We start from the raw sequence: 18845 nt of genomic DNA on the forward strand, positions 1-18845 counted from the left end.
ACAAGCTAGCATGTTAAGCTCTCGAAGCGCTATGCAGAACTCAAATGCAATGCAACCGCAGGAGACGCCGAATGAGCATCTTTCACCTCGCCTATCACGTTGACGATCTGGACGCCGCGCGCAGCTTCTATGCAGAGACACTGGGCTGCCGCGCTGGACGCAGCACCGACAGCTGGATTGATTTCGATTTCTTCGGCCACCAAATATCGCTCCACAAGGGCACACCCTTTGAAACCGCCAAAACCGGCCGGGTTGGCGAACACCTCGTCCCGATGCCGCATCTCGGGGTGATCCTCCCTCAGGATCAATGGGAACGCCTCGCCGAACGTCTGCACGAGGCTGGCGTGGAGTTTGAGATCCCCCCGACCACCCGATTTAAGGGCGAGCCGGGCGAACAAAGCACGATGTTCTTCTATGATCCTGCCGGCAACCCCATCGAAGTCAAAGGTTTTGCAGATATGGACGGAGTTTTCGCAACATGATCAACGCCCTGTTTGCCGCCCGGCCCGAACGCTGGGAGACCTATGAGGCCCCGCTCAAAGCCGCATTTGTCGCCAATGGGCTGAAGGTCGATCTGCGTCAGGATTTTGCACCCGAAGACGTCGACTACATCGTCTATGCGCCCAATTCGGGCGTGCAGGATTTTCGCCCCTACACGCGCTGCAAGGCGGTTTTGAACCTTTGGGCAGGCGTTGAGAAGATCACCGGCAATGAAACCCTGACCCAGCCCCTGTGTCGGATGGTTGATCCGGGCCTCACCCAATCCATGGTCGAATGGGTCACCGGCCACGTGCTGCGCTACCATCTGGAAATCGACCGGTCCGTCGCATTGCAAGACCGCTGGCAGCCCTATGTGCCACCATTGGCGGAGGAACGCCCTGTGACCATCCTTGGCCTCGGCGCGTTGGGTCAAGCCTGCGCCAAGGCGCTGACTCAGCTGGGCTTTCCAGTATCGGGATGGTCACGCACCGCCAAGGATCTGCCGGATGTGACCTGCCACCATGGCTCCGATGGTCTCAAGCCCGCGCTCGCAGACGCGCAAATCGTGGTGCTGCTGTTGCCAGACACTCCGCAGACAGAAAACATCCTGAACGCACAGAGCCTCGGGTTTCTCCCCCAAGGCGCGCGCCTCATCAATCCGGGGCGTGGGCCACTGATCGATGACACGGCTCTGCTGGCTGCGCTGGACAGCGGTCAGATCGCTCACGCAACGCTGGATGTCTTCCGGGTGGAGCCCCTGCCCCACGACCATCCCTACTGGGCGCATCCCCGCGTCACGGTCACACCGCATATTGCCGCCGAAACCCGGCCCCTCACCGCATCGCGCGTGATTGCAGAAAACATCCGTCGCGGTGAGGCAGGCGAGGATTTTGTGCATGTGGTGGACCGCGAGCGCGGCTACTAACAAAGAAGGGCGCCGCATCGCGCCCCTCTTCATCTTTTCCAAAATACCTCCGCCGGAGGCCGCGTCCCTGCAGGAGGCGCTTACGTCGCTGCCAGCCCGCGCCCTTTCAAAAGCGCCTCAACACCGGGCAACCGTCCTCGGAACGCCGTATAAAGATCCGCCGCATCCTCCGACCCACCCTTGGAGAGGATATGCGCCTCCAGCGCCTTGGCACGTTCGGGGTCAAACGCGCCCCCTGCCTCCTCAAAAGAGGCAAAGGCATCCGCGTCCATCACCTCTGACCACATGTAGCTGTAATAGCCCGAGGAATAGCCATCGCCCGAAAACACATGCGCAAACTGCGGCGTTGCATGGCGCATGACAATGGCTGAGGGCATGCCGATCTCGGCCAGAACTTCGGCCTGTTTTGCCATCGGATCAGCGGGGGCGGCACCATCGTGGAACTCCAGATCAACCAGTGCCGAAGCGACATATTCCACGGTCTGAAAGCCCATGTTGAACGTCGCCGCTCCCAACACCTTGTCGAGCATTGCTTTTGGCATCGGCTCGCCAGTTTCGGCATGAGTGGCAAATTCTTGCAGCACCTCCGGCACTTCGAGCCAATGCTCATAAAGCTGGCTCGGCAGTTCCACAAAATCACGCGCCACGGAGGTGCCCGAGACACTCTCGTAGGTCACATCCGACAGCATCTGGTGCAGTGCGTGGCCGAACTCGTGAAACAGCGTGCGCGCATCGTCATAGGACAACAGCGCCGGGTCCCCTTTGGCGAAATTGCAGACATTGACCACGATGGGCGTCTGCGCCTCGGGGAACATCGCCTGCGCCCGCATTGCCGAACACCATGCGCCCGAGCGTTTGGAGCCACGGGCAAAATAATCGCCGATGAACACCGCCAGATGCTTGCCGTTCCGGGTCACCTCCCACGCGCGGCAATCCTTATGATAAAGCGGCACATCAAGCGGTGCGAACTCCAGCCCAAACAGGCGATTGGCGCAGGCAAAGGCCGCCTCGATCATCCGGTCAAGCTGCAAGTAGGGCTTCAGCTCTGCCTCATCGAGGTCATGTTCGATCTTGCGGCGCTTCTCTGCGTAATAGTGCCAGTCCCACGGCTCCAGATCGCCGTTGATGCCATCCTCATGCATCATCTGCGTCAGCGCCTCGGCGTCCTTGTCGGCCTGCGCCTTGGCCGGCCCCCAGACATCCATCAAGAGACCGCGCACGGCCTCTGGCGTCTTGGCCATTTCGGTTTCCAGCTTGTAGGCGGCGAAATTCTTATACCTCAGCAGCTTGGCGCGCTCTTCACGCAGGGCCAGGATTTCAGCGGCAATTGCGCGATTGTCGTGTTCACCGCCATTCGCGCCACGTGCCGCCCAGGCGCGGAATGCCTTTTCGCGCAGATCCCGTCGGGGCGAAAATTGCAGGAAGGGTGTCACGATCGAACGCGCGAGCGTAATCACCGGACCGGATGCGCCCTTTTCCTCGCCCGCCGTATGTGCGGCTTTGACCACAAATTCGGGCAGGCCTTCGAGGTCCGCCTCCGAGAGTTCCATGAACCACTCCCGCTCATCCGCAAGGAGGTTCTGGGTGAAATTGGTCCCAAGCGTTGCAAGACGCGATTTGATCTCCTGCATGCGCGTATCTTCCGCACCCTGAAGCGCAGCGCCACCACGCACAAACCCACGGTGCGTGAGCATCAGCACACGGGCCTGCTCATCCGTCAGGTCAAGCTCATCGCGCTGCTCCCAGACCGCCTGCACCCGGGCATAGAGCGCCTTGTTTGCGGTGATCGCAGAAAAATGCGCGGCCAGCTTGGGTGAAAACTCCCGCTGCAGTGCCTCACGCGCCGGGTTGCTGTCCGCCCCGGCAACCGAGAAGAACACCGACAGCACCTGCTCGAGCTGCTGACAGGGGGTCTCCAACGCCTCCACCACATTGGCAAATGTGGGAGGCTCGGGATTGGTGGCGATGGCCTCGATCTGCGCCTGATGCGCCGCAAGGGCCTGATCGAGCGCGGGGGCAAAATCATCGTCAGAAATCTGATCAAAGGGCGCAATCCCAAAGGGTGTTTGCCAGTCGCGCAGCAGCGGATTTGTCATGTGAGGTCTCCTTTAGGTCGACGCTAGCGCCTTCCCCTCCGACCTGCAATCTGTCTGCACCACGACGGTTTCTACGCCTGCAATACGGCCTGCCCCGCTATCGCTGATCCTGCTTGTTGCGCAAATGGCGTTCCAGTGCGCGCAGGCCTAACGACAGGGAAATGGTCATCGCCAAATAGATCAGCGCCACCATGTTGTAGGTCTCGAAATAGCGGAAATTGCTGGCCGCCGTGACCTTGCCAAGCTGGGTGATGTCGAGAACACCGAGCACGGACACCAGTGAGGAATCCTTGACCAGCGCCACAAAATCATTGCCAAGCGGCGGCAGGATCGTGCGGATCGCCTGCGGAAATACAATGAACCGGAACCGCTGCCAGCAATTGAGACCCAGCGCCTTTGCCGCCTCGACCTGACCTTCGGGTACCGATTGCAGGCCTGCGCGAAACACCTCAGCGATAAAGGCGGAGTATGCGATCATCAGCGCCACAATGGCGCGCCACAACAGCGGGAAGTTTCGCGTGCGGATCTCTTCCAGCCCGATGAAACTGCCCAACCAGTTGCGCAGATCCACTAGGGCCGGTGCCAGCACAAAGGCCACATAAAGCAACAGCACGATGATCGGCACGCCGCGCACCACCTCGACGTAGAACCGGCAAATCTGACGCAGCACAAGCCAGCGCGAATCCGCGCCCAGCGCCAGCGCCATGCCCAAAACGGAGGCCGAAAAGAAGCTCACGACCGTCACAAAGGCGGTGATCCCCACACCACGCCAGAGCGTGTTCATGATCTGGGCGTAGACATCGCTGCGCGCAACCTCAATGCCCAGATAGACTGCCGTCAGCCCAACGGCCACCAGCCACCACGGGAAATCTTCTTTGTCTTCGCGCTTGTGGCGATTGGTCATGTGCTTGCCCTGTCACGACAAACCCCGGCCTACTGTCTGGCCGGGGCGGTATTGAAATTCAAAAAGAGAGGCTCTTATTGGCCCATCTTATAGTCGAGGAACCATTTCTTATTGAGCGCATCGAGCGTGCCATCCGCTTTCATTTCCGCCAGCGCCGCATTCACGGGTTCGACCAGATCGCTGCCTTTGGGGAAAATAAAGCCGAAATCTTCGGTGCCGAGCGGTTCACCCACGATTTTGAACGCCCCATCAGAGGCGGCGACCACCCCGGCAGCAGCGGTGCTGTCCGAGAGCGCCAGATCAACATCACCAGCGCGCAAGGCCTGCAGTGATGCGCCAAAGGTTTCAAAGAGTTTGATGCGCGGATTGACCTCGTCGCCATCTAACACATCATAGACGGTCACATAAAAGGGCGTGGTGCCGGGCTGAGCCGCGGCCAGCAGGTCCTCGTCGGCTGCAAAACCCGCAGCATCGACAAACCGATCCTCATCGCCCGCCACGATCATACGCATCTGCGAGGTCAGGTAACTGTCGGAAAAATCCACCTTTTCCTTACGGTCGTCGCGAATGGTGATGCCATTCATGGCGATGTCGTATTGGCTGGCGGTGATCGCCGGGATCATCGCATCCCAGCTGGTGTTTTCATAGACCACGGTCATGTTCAGCCGCTGAGCGATCTCGGCGACGGCGTCATATTCCCAGCCGATGGCCTCACCGCTGTTTGGGTCAATGAACTGCAACGGCGGATAGGTGTTTTCGGTCGCGAATACGACCTCGCGCCCCTCAAGATCCGGCAGATCGGCGGCAACAGCGCCAGTGGCAAAAATCGCCGTCGCAAGGGCGCTCAGGGCAAGGGTGCGGGTCATAATCAGATTTCTCCTGTCGGGGCCGGGTTGCCATTATGGGGTCCACAAATCGGACAATCGGCGCGCGCTTTCAGCGCTATCCGGCGGGTTTCACCATAGAGACCATCGTAGATCAACATCTGTGAGCGCAAGACCTCTCCGGCGCCAGTGATCTGTTTCACGGCCTCCACGGCCATCATTGCGCCCAATACGCCGGGCAAAGGTCCAATCACGCCTGCTTCGGCGCAGCTCGGTGCGAGACCTGCTGCGGGGCTTTCAGGGAAGATGCATTGATAGCAAGGGCCACCTATGACGGGATCAAAGACAGAAATCTGCCCCTCCCATTGCGACAGCGCGCCCGAAATCAGCGGTTTTTTCTGAGCAACCGCCGTGCGATTGGCGAGATATCTAGTGGCAAAATTGTCTGTCCCGTCGAGGATCAGATCATAGTCAGCAAAGAGTTCCGCCGCCAGTTCATCGCTGAGACGGCGATGATAGGGACGCACCTCAACAAAGGGGTTCTGCGCCTCCATCGCAGCCTGCGCGGAAAAGACCTTTGGCATACCGATGTCTTGGTCGCGATGAATAATCTGTCGCTGCAGATTGGCGTTTTCCACCACATCGTCGTCAATCACCCCGATGGTGCCGACACCCGCTGCCGCGAGGTACTGAAGCGCCGGTGCGCCCAGCCCCCCGGCCCCGATCACCAGAACCTTTGCATCCTTCAGACGTTTTTGCCCCAGACCGCCTACTTCGCGCAGCACAATATGGCGCGCATAACGGTCCAGTTCTACATCACGAAAAGGAGCCTCGGATTTTTGCGTCTCCGGGGTGTTGTCATTGGCTTCGACACGTTGGCGCAGGCGCTTCAACACCGCAGTATAAAGCGCCACGATGACACCAACGCCACCCAAGATCAGCCACAGACTGGCAGAACCGCCGGTCGCTTCACGCAGCGGACTGCCCTCGGGCAAGGTCAGCTGAATAAGCAAGACCGCCGCATAAAGCAGCGCCAGCAGCGCCATGCGCATTGGGCGGGAGAAACCGACCAGACGACCGCCCCACCAGATCAGCCCAGCAAGCCCGAGGACCAGAATCATACCGGCTTGGCTCCGGCACCGGTGGAACCAAAGCCCCCGGCCCCACGCTCGGTGCTGTCAGAGAAGTCCTCAACCTCATTCAAGGTTGCACGCAGAACTGGCACAAACATCAGCTGCGCGATGCGTTCGCCCGGCTCAATACGGATGGCATCGGTGCCCGGCGGGTTCCGGTTCCATGCGCTGATAAACACTTGTCCCGTGTAGTCAGCGTCAATCAACCCGACGTTATTGCCCATAACCAGACCCTTCTTATGACCAAGACCCGAACGCGGCATCACAAGGGCTGCGCAGGCATTGTCGCCCATGTAAAACGCAAGCCCAGACGGGATCAGAACAGCGGGCGCTTGTGCTGCGATCTCCATTGGGGCGTCGATACATGCAAAGAGATCAATCGCCGCAGAGCCTTCGGTCTGATAGCTGGGCATTCCCCAGTCCCGAATACGCGGGTCGATGATTTTCACTTCTACCGCAAAGGGCGCTGCAGTCATGGGGCTATCCTTCTTACGCTTGCGTCATATGGGCCTGTCTCGCCCACCTGTGCGCAGCGTTTATGCCCCGGAACGGCAGGGAATTGCCACATGGTTATTGAAGCGGCCGCACATCCCTGCACGCGACAGCTTTCACGCGCGTCCTCAGACGATGGTAACGGCCACACCAATCAGCTCTCGGCCGTCCTTTTGGCGGAACGGCGTAAAGGTCATCTCGTGGTTTTCCCCACCAAATTCAGCGTTTTCGACCAGCGGTGCGCTGGAGCGAAATACCTGCGAAATCCGCGATGTCAGATCCGGCAACCCTTTCACCGGCGCACATTGGCTGATGTGAATGCCGGATTTTGGCAACGAATCCAGTTCGAACATGGTCATGGCCTGCCGCGATGCATGCCGAACCTGCAACGCCTGATCCACCACGATCATGACAAAGGGATTGGCGCGCAATACGGCGGTCAATTCCGCACTTACATGCTGGATTTCGGTTGAGTTGACCTGAATTTCCTCGTTGACGGTAATCAGTTCCTCGTTGGTGGACTGCAATTCCTCATTCGACGTCTCAAGCTCCTCGTTGGTGGATTGCAATTCCTCGTTCGCAGCCTGCATTTCCTCGTTGACGGACTGCAGTTCCTCATTTGCGGTCTGCAACTCTTCGATGGTTTGCTGCAACGCTTCGCGGGTCGAAATCACCTCATCCTCGATCTGACGGATGTAGCGATCCTGCTCTTGCGGGTCGAGATGTTCGGGGCTTGCGGTTTGCTCTTCCTTGATCCGGGTCTCCACCGCGATCAGCACAACGCTGGCCCCATCGCCGTCACCATCACTGGGCGCGGCAATCGGATAGCAAGTCAGACGCACCTGCTCATGATCGGACCGAGGCAACGGATGCCATTGCCCACTGCGCACACCACGAGACCGCAGCGCGACGTTGATGAGGCTAGAGGCCTCACTGCGCAGGGACGGAATCAGGATCTTCAGATCGACTTGCAGCCCCGAGCTTTCCGTAAGCGCCGTCACATAAGAAATATCGCCAATAATCCGCAGGATCGCCCCCGTCGAACTCGCAAGGAACCCGTTCGGTGCAAGCACCCGGATCAGGCTATCAAACTGGCGGGTCGAGCCGTGATGACGGTTCTTATCCGACAAGAAACGAACCGAGGTCTGCTCTTGCGCAGGGCGCGGAGAAGTCTCTTCCAGAAAAGACTGCAACGCCGGTTTGCGCGTCATTGCACGCTTGCGGTAAATCCGGTCTGAGGGGGTGGTGGGCTCAAAGATGTTTTCCATCGACCCCACGGTCTCGGCGGCGCCCAAAAACAGCAATCCGTCTGGAACCAGAGCATACCCAACCCGCGCCAGCACCTTATCCTGAAGGGTGCCATTGAAATAGATCAACAGGTTGCGCAGGCTGATGCAGTCAAGATTGGTAAACGGCGGGTCCTGAATGACATTGTGGCGTGAAAACAGAACAAATGCCCGCAGCGCCTTTTTGACCTCAATGGTTTCGGTACGCTCAACAAAGTAGCGATCCACCAGTTCGTCCGGGATGTCGCTGACCGCGGAAATCGGATATTCCCCCCGCCGCGCCACATCCAATGCCTGCTGGTCGATATCGGTAGCAAACACCTGCAAGCGGCGTTGCGCCACTTTCTCCAGCCCCCCCATCGCCTCCAAAAAGAGGATTGCAACCGAATAGGCCTCTTCACCGGTGGCACAGCCCGATACCCAGACGCGCACGGTGCGCTGGTCAGAGGCATCCATTTTCGAGACCATAGCCTCGATATTGGACTTGAGCGCCTCAAACTGCTGCGGATCGCGAAAAAACCGCGTCACCGAAATCATCAGATCTTTGTAGAGCGCATCGACCTCCGCCAGATCACGGCGGCAGAAATCCACATAAGCGTTATATTCAGAAAACCCCAATGCAAGCATGCGCCGCGCGATGCGGCGATTGATGGTGGAGGCTTTATATTCCCGGAAATCCACCCCGGTGCGCGCCGTCAGGATCTGAAACAGATCAGAGAGCTTGTGCGGTTTGTGGTGCAATTCCTGCAGTTCGGTAAAATCACGCGGACGCGAGAGAATCTTGCCCAGATGTTCGCCAATTTCGCTCGGCAAGAGCGTGAGATCGACGCATCCGGTTTGCAGGGCCGACGACGGCATGCCGGAATATTTGGAACTGTCTGGATCCTGCGCAATGGTGATCCCGCCCACCTCACGAATGGCGCGCACCCCGTAGCTGCCATCGCTGCCCGTGCCCGACAGGACAATGGCGGCACAGTTTTCGCCGTATTCCTCCGCCATGGTTTTAAACAGACGGTCGGCCAGCGGTTTGGGACGTCCACGCTGGCCATCCGGTTCCCGCAATCCCAGCTTGCCCCCTTTGGCGATCACCACATCCTGACCGGGCATCACCACATAGATGGTATTCACCTCCGGCCAGATGTCCTCTTCTGCGGTCAGTTCCTTCACCGGCAGCCGGGTTTCGCGCGCGATCAATGCGCTCAGCATGCTTTTATGTGTCGGGGACATGTGCTGGGCAATGACATAAGAGGCCGAATTTTGCTCTCCCAACTCCTGCACCAGCTCTGAAAGAGCCTCCAAACCGCCAGCCGAGGCGGCAATGCCGACCATAAAGGGAATAGTGCGATCGCTCATTTGCGGGTCCTCATGGACGAAACCTTGTTTTCTAGCCTGTCGTGCGCAAGCCTTGAAAAGGCCTCTGTATTTCTCGGGCGCTACAATAACAACTTTGGAAAAATTACGACTGCCACTTCTCAACCACGCTAGCACGCTGGGTGGCGAGTGAAAATCATTTGTGGCTCAAAAATTCACCTCAAAGAGCTCGATGCGTCAGCGCACTGCTTCTTGCATCAGGAGCGCCGCGGCCGCATCGCGGATCATCTCTTCGCTGGCGGGTTTTTGAACCACCAAGCCCCGTTGCGGTTGGATGGAGAGCGGCTCAAGACCTTCTGCATCCGCCATCAGCAAAGTGGGAATTCTCTTGGCGTTGGCCAGTGCCACAGCGCGTTCGCACACGCCCGTCCGAAGCCGAAGCCCTAAGAAGCAAATGTGAAAATCGCGTTCACGCATCATCTGGCAGGCATCAACCTCACTGAGCGACAGATGGGGCAGACCAATGCGGTACATGCGTATCATGTTACACAATAGCTGGCCGAGTAGGATGTCATCTTCCAAGACCAGAATGTCACGCTCTGCCAGTGCCATCAGTTTGCGTCCCAAATGGGGTTCAGCCCGCTTGGGTAGAGGGATTTAACTTTGCTGCTCATCACCTGCGAAACCTCCGATATGATCTTTTCTGATCATCTGGGGGTTGTTTTACCTCTTAATCGCTTAATTCCCTATCGTTCGAGCGTAAAAAACGAAGGCATAAGTTTCACGCACAAACCCAGCCTAAAGGGTATATCCGGCAATTCCGATTGAAGGCTTTGCAGTTTTATTGCTGTCAATTCCCCGAGATTGGCGAGGACAGTGCGTTGCAGATTATTTCAGCCAAACGCGCGGCCACCTGCTCTTTTGGCATCCGCGGCCAATGCTGCGCCCCATCAGCAGTGATCAAAACCACTGCATTTTCCGTCCCCCCCATGATTCCCGTGGCGGGTGATACATCATTGGCGACGATCCAATCGCAGCCTTTGCGAAGCCGTTTTGCCGTGGCGTGCTCCACCACATCATTGGTTTCCGCTGCAAATCCGACCACCAGACCGGGCCGTCCTTCGGCACGGGTCGAGACATCGCGCAGGATGTCTGGGTTTTCGGCAAATTCCAGACGCGGCATGCCGTCCTTGGTTTTTTTGAGTTTGCGATCCGACGCAGATGCCACGCGCCAATCCGCAACCGCAGCGGCAAAAACACCCGCATCCGCAGGCAATGCCGCGTCCACAGCGGCCTGCATCTCACGCGCGGTTTCCACAGGCACCACCTGCACCCCCTCAGGAGGGCGCACCGTTGCCGGGCCCGTGATAAACACCACTTCCGCACCCAATGCCTGCAGAGCACGGGCCACCGCTGCCCCTTGCGCCCCAGAGGATCGGTTGGCGATGTAGCGCACGGGATCAATCGGCTCATGGGTCGGGCCGGATGTGACGATAATACGCTTCCCCTTAAGCGGCCCGGCCTGAAGCTGCGCAGCGATGGCCCGGACGATTTCATCCGGCTCCGCAAGCCTGCCGGGACCATATTCACCACAGGCCATGCCCCCGTCATTGGGGCCGACAACCTGAACCCCATCGGCCCGGAGCTGCGCCAGATTGCGTTGGGTTGCCGGATGCTCCCACATGCGCACATTCATTGCAGGTGCCAGCAGCACGGGCGTGTCGGTCGCCAGCAGCAGCGTCGAGGCGAGATCGTTCGCATGCCCCTGTGCCATCTTTGCCATCAGATCCGCAGTCGCCGGGGCCACCACCAATAGATCCGCGCTGCGCGACAGTTGGATGTGCCCCATCTCCGCTTCTGCAGTCAGGTCAAACAGATCCCGGTGCACCGCAGACCCAGCAAGCGCCGAGACAGACAAAGGTGTTACAAACTCCTCGCCAGCGCGGGTCAGAACAGGCGTCACACGCGCGCCCTGATCTTGCAGCCGCCGGATCAACTCCAGCGATTTATAGGCCGCGATCCCGCCGCCAATAATCAGCAGAATGTGTTTTCCTGACAGCATGATACGCCCTCGGTGTTTGGGTTCTCCGGGCAAAACAAACGCCCTCGCCCACCCTAGTTAATCGGATGTGCAAGGGCAAACACTGCCTCACATGCCTCTGTGCATCAGTTGAAGGCCGCGCAAGGGTCCGGGCGCGCTACCGGATCGGATGGGATCACCACATCAAAGGTTCCATCGATCTGCCCATCCTCCGCCTGACCGAGGGAGAACACCGAAAGCTCCGGCGCTGCATAGCGCAGATAGACCACCGCGCCGCGATCCAGTCTTGCATGGCCATTTCCCGTTACGATCACCACTGGCCCCGCTTTGGCATTATCCGCACCCTCATGTGCCCGGAGCGCGGCCCGCGCCAGTGATGCATCCCGCAGCCGCTGAACCTCGACCATACCGGGCAAAAGATCATGCGGCAGCGCATTACAATGCGCGGCTTGTTGGTCGGCCTCACGTTCGGATTGCTCTTCTTCTGACAAAGCCATGTCTAGCCCAAAGCGGGCTGCGTCTTCTTGGCCAAAATAGGCCACACCGCCCTTTGCCACCGCAGCGCGCGCCTCTGATCGTGGCACCGCCGCCCCCCAATGTTGAGCTGCGGGAGAGGCGACAAAGATCGGCTGATACATAGAAAACTCTGGCCAGCCACTTTCTGCCCACCCCAGCACCTCACCCAGTTGCGCCGGTTGAGCGAGCACCTCTTGGTTCAACAGCTCCGCCTGTTCCTGCGTCAGCATCTCCCAGACCACAGCGACTGGATTGATCGCGGCAATGACCTCAGCCTGCACCAGATGATGGGCCGGATTGTCATGAACTTCGCCAAGCAGGACGATATCGGCTTGCTTGGCCTTCTCGATAACGGCTGCCAAATCAGGATTTTGCCCGGCGTTGGCAGCGAATGTATAGGGCAGAAGAGCAATTGCGGCTGCTGCCAGACTAAATTGCAGACCCTGAGGTCCGCCCTTAAAATTCGGTATTCTCATGCGAGAAAGTTCTGCACCTCACGCGACTGACCTTCAAGGCTCTTTCTCATCTTGAGGAATGCCGCCGCCTCCAGTTGGCGGACACGCTCTTTGGACAGGCCCAACTCATTTCCGAGACTTTCGAGTGTGCGGGAGTCCTCGCGCAGCTTGCGCTCGCGCACGATAAAGCGCTCACGTTCATTCAGCCCGTTGAGCGCCGTCACCAGCCACTCACGCAGTTGCCTGCGATCATGATCCGCCGCGACGCGCTCGGCCGCCTGTTCGCTGTCGTCTTCCAGCGCGTCGATCCATTCGCGCCCGTCCTCATCTGCTGATTGCACAGCGTTCAGCGAAAAATCCGCGCCCGCAAGGCGGCCATCCATCATCTCCACATCGCGCAGGGGCACGCCGATTTCTTCGGCAACCATCTGGTGCAGCTTGTGGCGATCCAATTCCACGCCATCGCTCTCTGCTTCGCGTTCGAGCTGCGCTTGCACGCGGCGCATGTTGAAAAACAGTGACTTCTGCGATGATGTCGACCCTGTGCGCACCATAGACCAGTTGCGCATCACGTAGTCCTGAATCGACGCTTTGATCCACCAGACCGCATATGTCGAGAAGCGCACCCCACGGTCGGGGTCGAATTTCTCGGCGGCCTTCATCAGGCCCAGTCCCGCCTCTTGGATCAGATCGTTCATCGGCGCACCGTAACGACGGAACTTGGAGGCCATCGAGACCGCAAGCCGCATGTAAGCCGTGATCAGGCGATGCAGCGCCTGCACATCCTGATGATCCCGCCAGGCGTAGGCCAAAGCCAACTCTGTATCTGCATCCAGAAGCTCGGCTTTCATCGCCCGCTTCGGGAGGGGGTTTTCGGTGGTCTCGTCCAGTGCCATTTTAAACTCCCTGTTCTAAGAACTACGTTGACAACGTGTGAGGGCGGGCTTTGGTTCAAAAATAAATGTGCCGGATCTTTGAAAGATGCCCATCGCATCCCGGTGAACAGTAGGAATGCAAATTACCTGAGCGGCCGCATTTGTCGGCGCGACGCGCAGTATGCTTACAACTTTGAGGATAACCAACTTGGCCAGCAAAGTCACAATTATTCTCGGTGGTGCCGCCTCGGGAAAGTCCGCATTCGCCGAGCAAGCCTGTGTTAAAACAGGCAAAAACAAAATTTATTGGGCGACTTCACAAATATTTGACCTTGAAATGAAAGAGAAAGTCGCGCGCCACCTTACTCAACGCGGCCCCGACTGGACCACAATCGAAGACCCTTATACCGCAGCGACAGCCTTTGAGAATACTCAACCAAAGGATGTAGTCCTTATGGACTGTGCGACGATGTGGCTGACTAATCATTTGATAGCTGAGCATAATTTGGAAGAGGAAACAGACCGCCTTCTGTCTGCAATTGAGACATGCCCGGCAGAGGTGATTGTGGTAACGAATGAAACCGGTCTTGGGATCGTTCCCGAAAATGCCTTGGCGCGTCGTTTCCGTGAGGCGCAAGGACGTTTGAACATCGCGCTTGCTGCAAAAGCCGACTGCGTCGTGATGGTCGCGGCAGGTTTACCCATGGTGTTGAAAGGCGCGTTGTGATCACCCGTTTCCACATGATACGCCACGGCCCGACCCATGCAAAATGCATGGTGGGATGGTCTGATGTGCCCGCAGATTTGTCGGATACCGAGGCGCTCAGACGGCTGTCAGACGGCTTGCCAAGTGAGGCTTTGGTGATCTCCTCTGACCTCGACCGTGCGGTTGCCACCGCTGATGCGATTCAGGGCAAGCGTCATCGCCTTCCCCATGCACCCGATCTGCGCGAAATGCACTTTGGCGATTGGGAATTGCGCCGCTGGAAAGACATCGACGCCGAAAGCCCTGATCACATTCGCGCCTTTTGGGAGCAGCCGGGTGACATCGCCCCGCCCAATGGCGAGAGCTGGAACGCGCTGATGCGGCGTGTATCACTTCAGTTTGATACGCTTGCAGAAGATCACAGAGGACAAGACATCATCGTCGTCGGACATTTCGGTCAGATCCTCTGTCAGGTGCAACGGGCCTCCCGTTTGACCGCGACCGAGGCTTTTGCGCAGAAAATCGACAACCTCTCCCTGAGCCAGATTTATCATAGCGCTGAGGGCTGGCGTGCAGGCACTATAAATCAAATTTTGTGATATATTTCGCAACAAACATTAGTTATTCTGATGGCGAACGCACGGCTATCCTAGCTCCATGACATATACACTCTACATCGGTGATCGCATGTATTCCAGCTGGTCTTTGCGCGGCTGGCTCATGCTCGAGAAGTTCTCGCTGCCCTATGACGCGCAGCTTGTGGGGCTTTATTCTGGAACCATGGCGCAGGATCTCGCGGACCTCGCCCCGGCGCGTCTCGTGCCCACCCTGAAGTTGCCTGATGGCACGGTGATCGGCGAAACGATGGCGATGGCCGAAACCCTCGCGGAGCGCCACCCGGACGCGGGTTTATGGCCGCAAGATGCCAAGAGCCGCGCCACCGCACGCTGGCTTTGTGCTGAGATGGCCGCAGGGTTCAGCGCCCTGCGCAGTGCCTGCCCCATGCAACTCAGCCATATATGGCAAGGTTTTCAGCCGTCTGAGGCGGTTTTGGCAGACCTGCGGCGGGTCGAGGCGCTCGTTGCACATGCGCGCAAGATATCTGGTCACACAACCGGGCCGCTCTTTGGCGCGTATAGTCTGGCAGAGGTGTTCTACACCCCTGTTGCGGCACGGATCGTTGGCTATGATCTGCCAGTCTCTGACGCGACCCGCGCCTATTGCATCAACCTCCTGAGCGATCCAGCCGTGCTGTCGTGGCAAGAGGCCGCACACGAGGTGCGGTATGATCCGGAGCCCTATCTGCTGGATCTGGACCGCAAGCCATGGGCGCTCTGACATTCACCCTGCACGATTTCGCGGAGGCTTCACGCCGCCCTTAACCAATCAGTAACCACGATTTCCAATGCTGTCCCTTGAGGATCTCATCCGAGATTTCTCCGGGGGCAGCTATGATTTCACGCGCACAAACTGTTGCATTTCAGGGTGTTGAGGCCTGCCCGGTGGAGGTGCAATGCGCTGTGGCACCGGGGCTTCCGGCCTTTTCCATCGTGGGGCTTCCGGACAAAGCAGTAAGCGAGGCGCGTGATCGCGTGCGTTCAGCACTGGCAGTGATGTCGATTGCCTTGCCGTCGAAGCGGATCACCATCAACCTATCCCCTGCGGATCTGCCCAAAGAGGGCAGCCATTTCGACCTACCCATTGCGGTCGCCCTGCTCGCAGCCCTTGAAATACTGCCCCCCGAGGCGGCCAATGAGACCCTCTCGCTTGGAGAGCTGTCGCTGGACGGAACGCTGGTTGCAATCACCGGCGCACTGCCCGCAGCCCTCGCCGCCGCGGAACAGGACCGCACGCTCCTGTGCCCGAAAGGGTCGAGCGCGGAGGCCGCTTGGGTCGAGGCCGCAACAGTCATCGGCGCGGCCTCCCTGTCGGAATTGATCCGCCATTTCACCGGACAGGGCGTGATTACACCTGCACAGCCGGGCGAGGTCATTGATGGCCCACCCGACAAGGATCTGTCGGACGTTAAAGGACAAGAGGTTGCACGGCGCGCACTGGAAATCGCCGCTGCAGGACGCCACCATCTGTTGATGAGTGGTCCACCGGGGGCTGGGAAATCCATGATGGCCGCGCGCCTGCCGTCGATCCTGCCACCGCTCACGCCGCAAGAGGCGCTGGAAACATCGATGATCCACTCTATCTGCGGTCTGATCGAGGCTGGAGGAGTCAGCCGCGCCCGCCCCTACCGGGCACCGCATCACACGGCCTCTATGGCGGCCATCGTTGGCGGGGGGCGGCGGGCACAACCGGGCGAAATCAGCCTTGCGCATAATGGCGTCTTGTTTCTGGATGAGTTACCCGAATTTGCCCGCGCCGTTCTAGAAACCCTGCGCCAGCCTCTGGAAACAGGAGATGTGATGGTCGCGCGGGTCAATGCGCATGTGCGCTATCCGAGCCGTTTCATGCTGGTGGCCGCCGCCAATCCCTGTCGGTGTGGCTACATGACCGACCCTGCCCGCGCCTGCCCCCGCGCACCAAGCTGCGGAACGGATTACATGGGGCGCATCTCCGGCCCGCTGATGGACAGGTTCGATCTTCGCATAGAGGTAGTGCCCGTGGCCTTTGCCGATCTGGAACGCAGCCGCCCCGGCGAAAGCTCCGCGACTGTCGCCCGGCGGGTGGCACAGGCCCGCACCATACAGGCAGAGCGATATGCGGCTTGTGACGGGACGAGTGTGAATGCCGACGCCGAAGGACGCGTTCTGGAAGATGTCGCCCAGCTCCAAGACGACAGTCGCGCACTCATGATGCAGGCCTCCGAACATTTCGGTCTTAGCGCGCGGGGGTATCACCGGGTGCTGCGGGTCGCCCGCACCATCGCCGATCTGGACGGCGCGCCCCAGATCGCGCGTGATCACGTCGCCGAGGCCCTCTCGTATCGCTTGCCGCGCTGAGATCAGAGCCTAGAGGTTCATGCGGGCGAAATAGGCAATATCGCAAAGCGACCTGCGCGCCTCAGGAATCCAACCGTCAAACAGATGCCAGACATGGGGCGCTGTGGGGTGCAGATACTCTGAGACCTCTGCACCGGATCCACGCAGATGCTCTGCCATGCGGCGACAGTCATCAAACAGGATTTCGGTTTCGCCATACTGTAACAGAACCGGCGGACAGTCGGGAAACGCGGCAAATAGGGGCGACACTCGTGGATCAGCGGGTTGCATGCCCGCTGGAACCACATAATCCACCAGCTCTCTGATGCGTGCGACCGGCAGAAAAGGATCACGGTCTGCGTTGCGGGTCAGGCTCTCACCACTCAGGCTCAGATCACACCACGGCGACATGGCAAACAGGGCCGCTGGCGGCGTGCCCGCGCGACACAGATGCGACAGCAGCGCCAGTGCCAGCCCTCCCCCTGCGGAATCCCCGCCAATCACCACATCGGAGGGGGCATACCCCGTTGCGATCAGATGCGCCCACGCCGCAACGGCTGCGTCAAAGGCCGCCGGAGCGGGGTGCTCTGGCGCGAGCGGATAATCCGGGGCGCAGACCTCTAGCCCAGAAAGCCGCGAGAGCCGGCCCAGCATCGCCGCGTGGCTCTTGGGGCTTCCGGCGATATAGCCACCGCCATGAAAGTAAAGGATGATTTTACCCGGCGTGCAGGGACCACACCGGATACGGTCCAGCCCCGCGCGATCCGCGATATGGCACAGGTATGGCGGCGTTTGAAACACCAGACGTGCGGTGCGTTCAAACGATGCGCGCGCCTCTTCTGGGCCTTTGACACGCTGCAACCGGGGCCGCACCAGATGGCGCAGCCCTGCCACCAACAGGTTAAGTGCGCGGCTCACGCAACGCGTGCCTCAATGGCCTCCCAGACCTTTTCAGCGATATTGACACCGTTGAACCGCTCCAGCTCCTGAATGCCGGTGGGCGAGGTCACGTTGATTTCGGTCAGGTAATCGCCAATGACGTCGATGCCCACAAACACTTGCCCCCGCTCCTTCAGGAGCGGGCCAATTGCGGCACAGATTTCAAGGTCACGGTCGGTCAGGCCGATTTTCTCAGGCCGTCCGCCCACATGCATGTTGGAACGTGTTTCGCCCGCAGCGGGCACGCGGTTGATCGCCCCCACCGGCTCACCATCCACGAGGATCACTCGCTTGTCGCCATTGGACACATCGGGCAGGAATTTCTGCACAATCAGCGGTTCGCGGCTGAAACCAGTGAACAGTTCATGCAGCGACGACAGGTTGCGATCATTGGCATCCAGCCGGAACACACCTGCCCCGCCGTTGCCGTAAAGCGGCTTCAGGATCACATCGCCATGTTTGGCCTTGAACGCCTTGATGGTGTCGAGATCGCGCGCGATCGTGGTTGGCGGTGTCAGCTCCGGGAAGTCCAGAACCAGCAGTTTTTCCGGGTAGTTGCGCACCCAGAAGGGATCGTTGACCACAAGCACGTCGTCCTTCAGCCGATCCAACAGATGCGTCGAGGTGATGTAATGCATGTCAAACGGCGGGTCCTGACGCAGCCAGACAACATCGAACTCCGCCAGATCGACCTCGCGGAGTTCACCTAGCGTAGCCGGGGTGCCAGCCACACGTTGTACGACCATGTCATGACCACGCGCGGTGATGCGCCCTTCCTGATAGGCCAGCTGATCGGGGCCATAGTAAAACAGCTCATGACCACGCTTTTGCGCTTCTTCGGCAAGGCGAAAGCTGCTGTCGGCGTTGATATCGACGCCCATGATCGGGTCCATCTGAAAGGCAATTTTCATAACATGTGTCCCTTGTTT

The 18845-nt window shown here is 59.1% G+C and carries 18 protein-coding genes; 6 read left to right on the forward strand and 12 right to left on the reverse strand.

Features of this window, described 5'->3' with window-relative positions:
- The first annotated feature begins 71 nt into the window (after positions 1-71).
- Both UB90_RS02660 and UB90_RS02665 read left to right on the forward strand, forming a co-directional pair.
- Positions 72-482 carry a VOC family protein gene (locus UB90_RS02660; protein WP_005623164.1) on the forward strand — a complete coding sequence of 137 codons (411 nt, stop codon included), beginning with the start codon at positions 72-74 and terminating at the stop codon, positions 480-482.
- A complete protein-coding gene (locus UB90_RS02665; protein ID WP_065324776.1) occupies positions 479-1405 on the forward strand; it encodes a 2-hydroxyacid dehydrogenase in 927 nt (308 codons plus the stop codon). The genes UB90_RS02660 and UB90_RS02665 overlap by 4 nt, the downstream gene beginning before the upstream one ends.
- Positions 1406-1485: 80 nt before the next feature.
- On the opposite strand, the gene UB90_RS02670 is transcribed toward UB90_RS02665, so the two are convergent.
- The 10 genes from UB90_RS02670 to UB90_RS02715 form a co-directional block, all read right to left on the reverse strand.
- Positions 1486-3501, reverse strand: a complete 2016-nt coding sequence (locus tag UB90_RS02670; RefSeq protein ID WP_065324777.1) for a M3 family metallopeptidase — start codon at positions 3499-3501, stop codon at positions 1486-1488.
- 97 nt (positions 3502-3598) lie between these two features.
- Positions 3599-4405, reverse strand: coding sequence for an amino acid ABC transporter permease (locus UB90_RS02675; RefSeq protein ID WP_065324778.1), 807 nt, complete (start codon positions 4403-4405; stop codon positions 3599-3601).
- 74 nt (positions 4406-4479) lie between these two features.
- Positions 4480-5271, reverse strand: coding sequence for a transporter substrate-binding domain-containing protein (locus UB90_RS02680; RefSeq protein ID WP_065324779.1), 792 nt, complete (start codon positions 5269-5271; stop codon positions 4480-4482).
- A gap of 2 nt (positions 5272-5273) precedes the next feature.
- Complete coding sequence (locus tag UB90_RS02685; RefSeq protein WP_065324780.1) at positions 5274-6350, reverse strand: HesA/MoeB/ThiF family protein; 1077 nt, start codon at positions 6348-6350, stop codon at positions 5274-5276.
- Positions 6347-6838 (reverse strand): dUTP diphosphatase, encoded by a 492-nt coding sequence (gene dut, locus UB90_RS02690; RefSeq protein WP_065324781.1) that lies wholly within the window; start codon positions 6836-6838, stop codon positions 6347-6349. The genes UB90_RS02685 and dut overlap by 4 nt, the downstream gene beginning before the upstream one ends.
- A gap of 144 nt (positions 6839-6982) precedes the next feature.
- Positions 6983-9493 (reverse strand): CheR family methyltransferase, encoded by a 2511-nt coding sequence (locus UB90_RS02695; RefSeq protein WP_065324782.1) that lies wholly within the window; start codon positions 9491-9493, stop codon positions 6983-6985.
- A 195-nt stretch (positions 9494-9688) separates the two neighbouring features.
- Entirely contained in the window at positions 9689-10063 is a 375-nt protein-coding gene (locus UB90_RS02700; RefSeq protein ID WP_065322339.1) for a hypothetical protein, read from the reverse strand.
- A gap of 238 nt (positions 10064-10301) precedes the next feature.
- Entirely contained in the window at positions 10302-11513 is a 1212-nt protein-coding gene (coaBC, locus tag UB90_RS02705) for a bifunctional phosphopantothenoylcysteine decarboxylase/phosphopantothenate--cysteine ligase CoaBC (RefSeq protein ID WP_065324783.1), read from the reverse strand.
- A gap of 104 nt (positions 11514-11617) precedes the next feature.
- On the reverse strand, positions 11618-12484 hold the full coding sequence (locus UB90_RS02710; protein ID WP_065324784.1) for a ChaN family lipoprotein: 867 nt from the start codon (positions 12482-12484) through the stop codon (positions 11618-11620).
- Positions 12481-13359 carry an RNA polymerase factor sigma-32 gene (locus UB90_RS02715; protein WP_065324785.1) on the reverse strand — a complete coding sequence of 293 codons (879 nt, stop codon included), beginning with the start codon at positions 13357-13359 and terminating at the stop codon, positions 12481-12483. Before UB90_RS02715 ends, UB90_RS02710 begins: the two co-directional genes overlap by 4 nt.
- Positions 13360-13546: 187 nt before the next feature.
- On the opposite strand from UB90_RS02715, the gene cobU reads away from it, so the two are divergent.
- The 4 genes from cobU (at position 13547) to UB90_RS02735 (ending at position 16998) form a co-directional block, all read left to right on the forward strand.
- Entirely contained in the window at positions 13547-14065 is a 519-nt protein-coding gene (cobU, locus tag UB90_RS02720; RefSeq protein ID WP_039982622.1) for a bifunctional adenosylcobinamide kinase/adenosylcobinamide-phosphate guanylyltransferase, read from the forward strand.
- Entirely contained in the window at positions 14062-14643 is a 582-nt protein-coding gene (locus tag UB90_RS02725; protein WP_065324786.1) for a histidine phosphatase family protein, read from the forward strand. Before cobU ends, UB90_RS02725 begins: the two co-directional genes overlap by 4 nt.
- A gap of 58 nt (positions 14644-14701) precedes the next feature.
- On the forward strand, positions 14702-15382 hold the full coding sequence (locus UB90_RS02730; protein ID WP_065324787.1) for a glutathione S-transferase: 681 nt from the start codon (positions 14702-14704) through the stop codon (positions 15380-15382).
- A gap of 113 nt (positions 15383-15495) precedes the next feature.
- Entirely contained in the window at positions 15496-16998 is a 1503-nt protein-coding gene (locus tag UB90_RS02735) for a YifB family Mg chelatase-like AAA ATPase (RefSeq protein WP_065324788.1), read from the forward strand.
- 9 nt (positions 16999-17007) lie between these two features.
- On the opposite strand, the gene UB90_RS02740 is transcribed toward UB90_RS02735, so the two are convergent.
- Both UB90_RS02740 and gshB read right to left on the reverse strand, forming a co-directional pair.
- Complete coding sequence (locus tag UB90_RS02740) at positions 17008-17895, reverse strand: alpha/beta hydrolase fold domain-containing protein (RefSeq protein ID WP_065324789.1); 888 nt, start codon at positions 17893-17895, stop codon at positions 17008-17010.
- Complete coding sequence (gshB, locus tag UB90_RS02745) at positions 17892-18827, reverse strand: glutathione synthase (protein WP_065324790.1); 936 nt, start codon at positions 18825-18827, stop codon at positions 17892-17894. The genes UB90_RS02740 and gshB overlap by 4 nt, the downstream gene beginning before the upstream one ends.
- Between the last annotated feature and the right edge of the window lie 18 nt (positions 18828-18845).

Source organism: Tritonibacter mobilis (assembly GCF_001681715.1).
In the GTDB taxonomy this organism is placed as follows: Bacteria; Pseudomonadota; Alphaproteobacteria; order Rhodobacterales; family Rhodobacteraceae; genus Epibacterium; species Epibacterium mobile.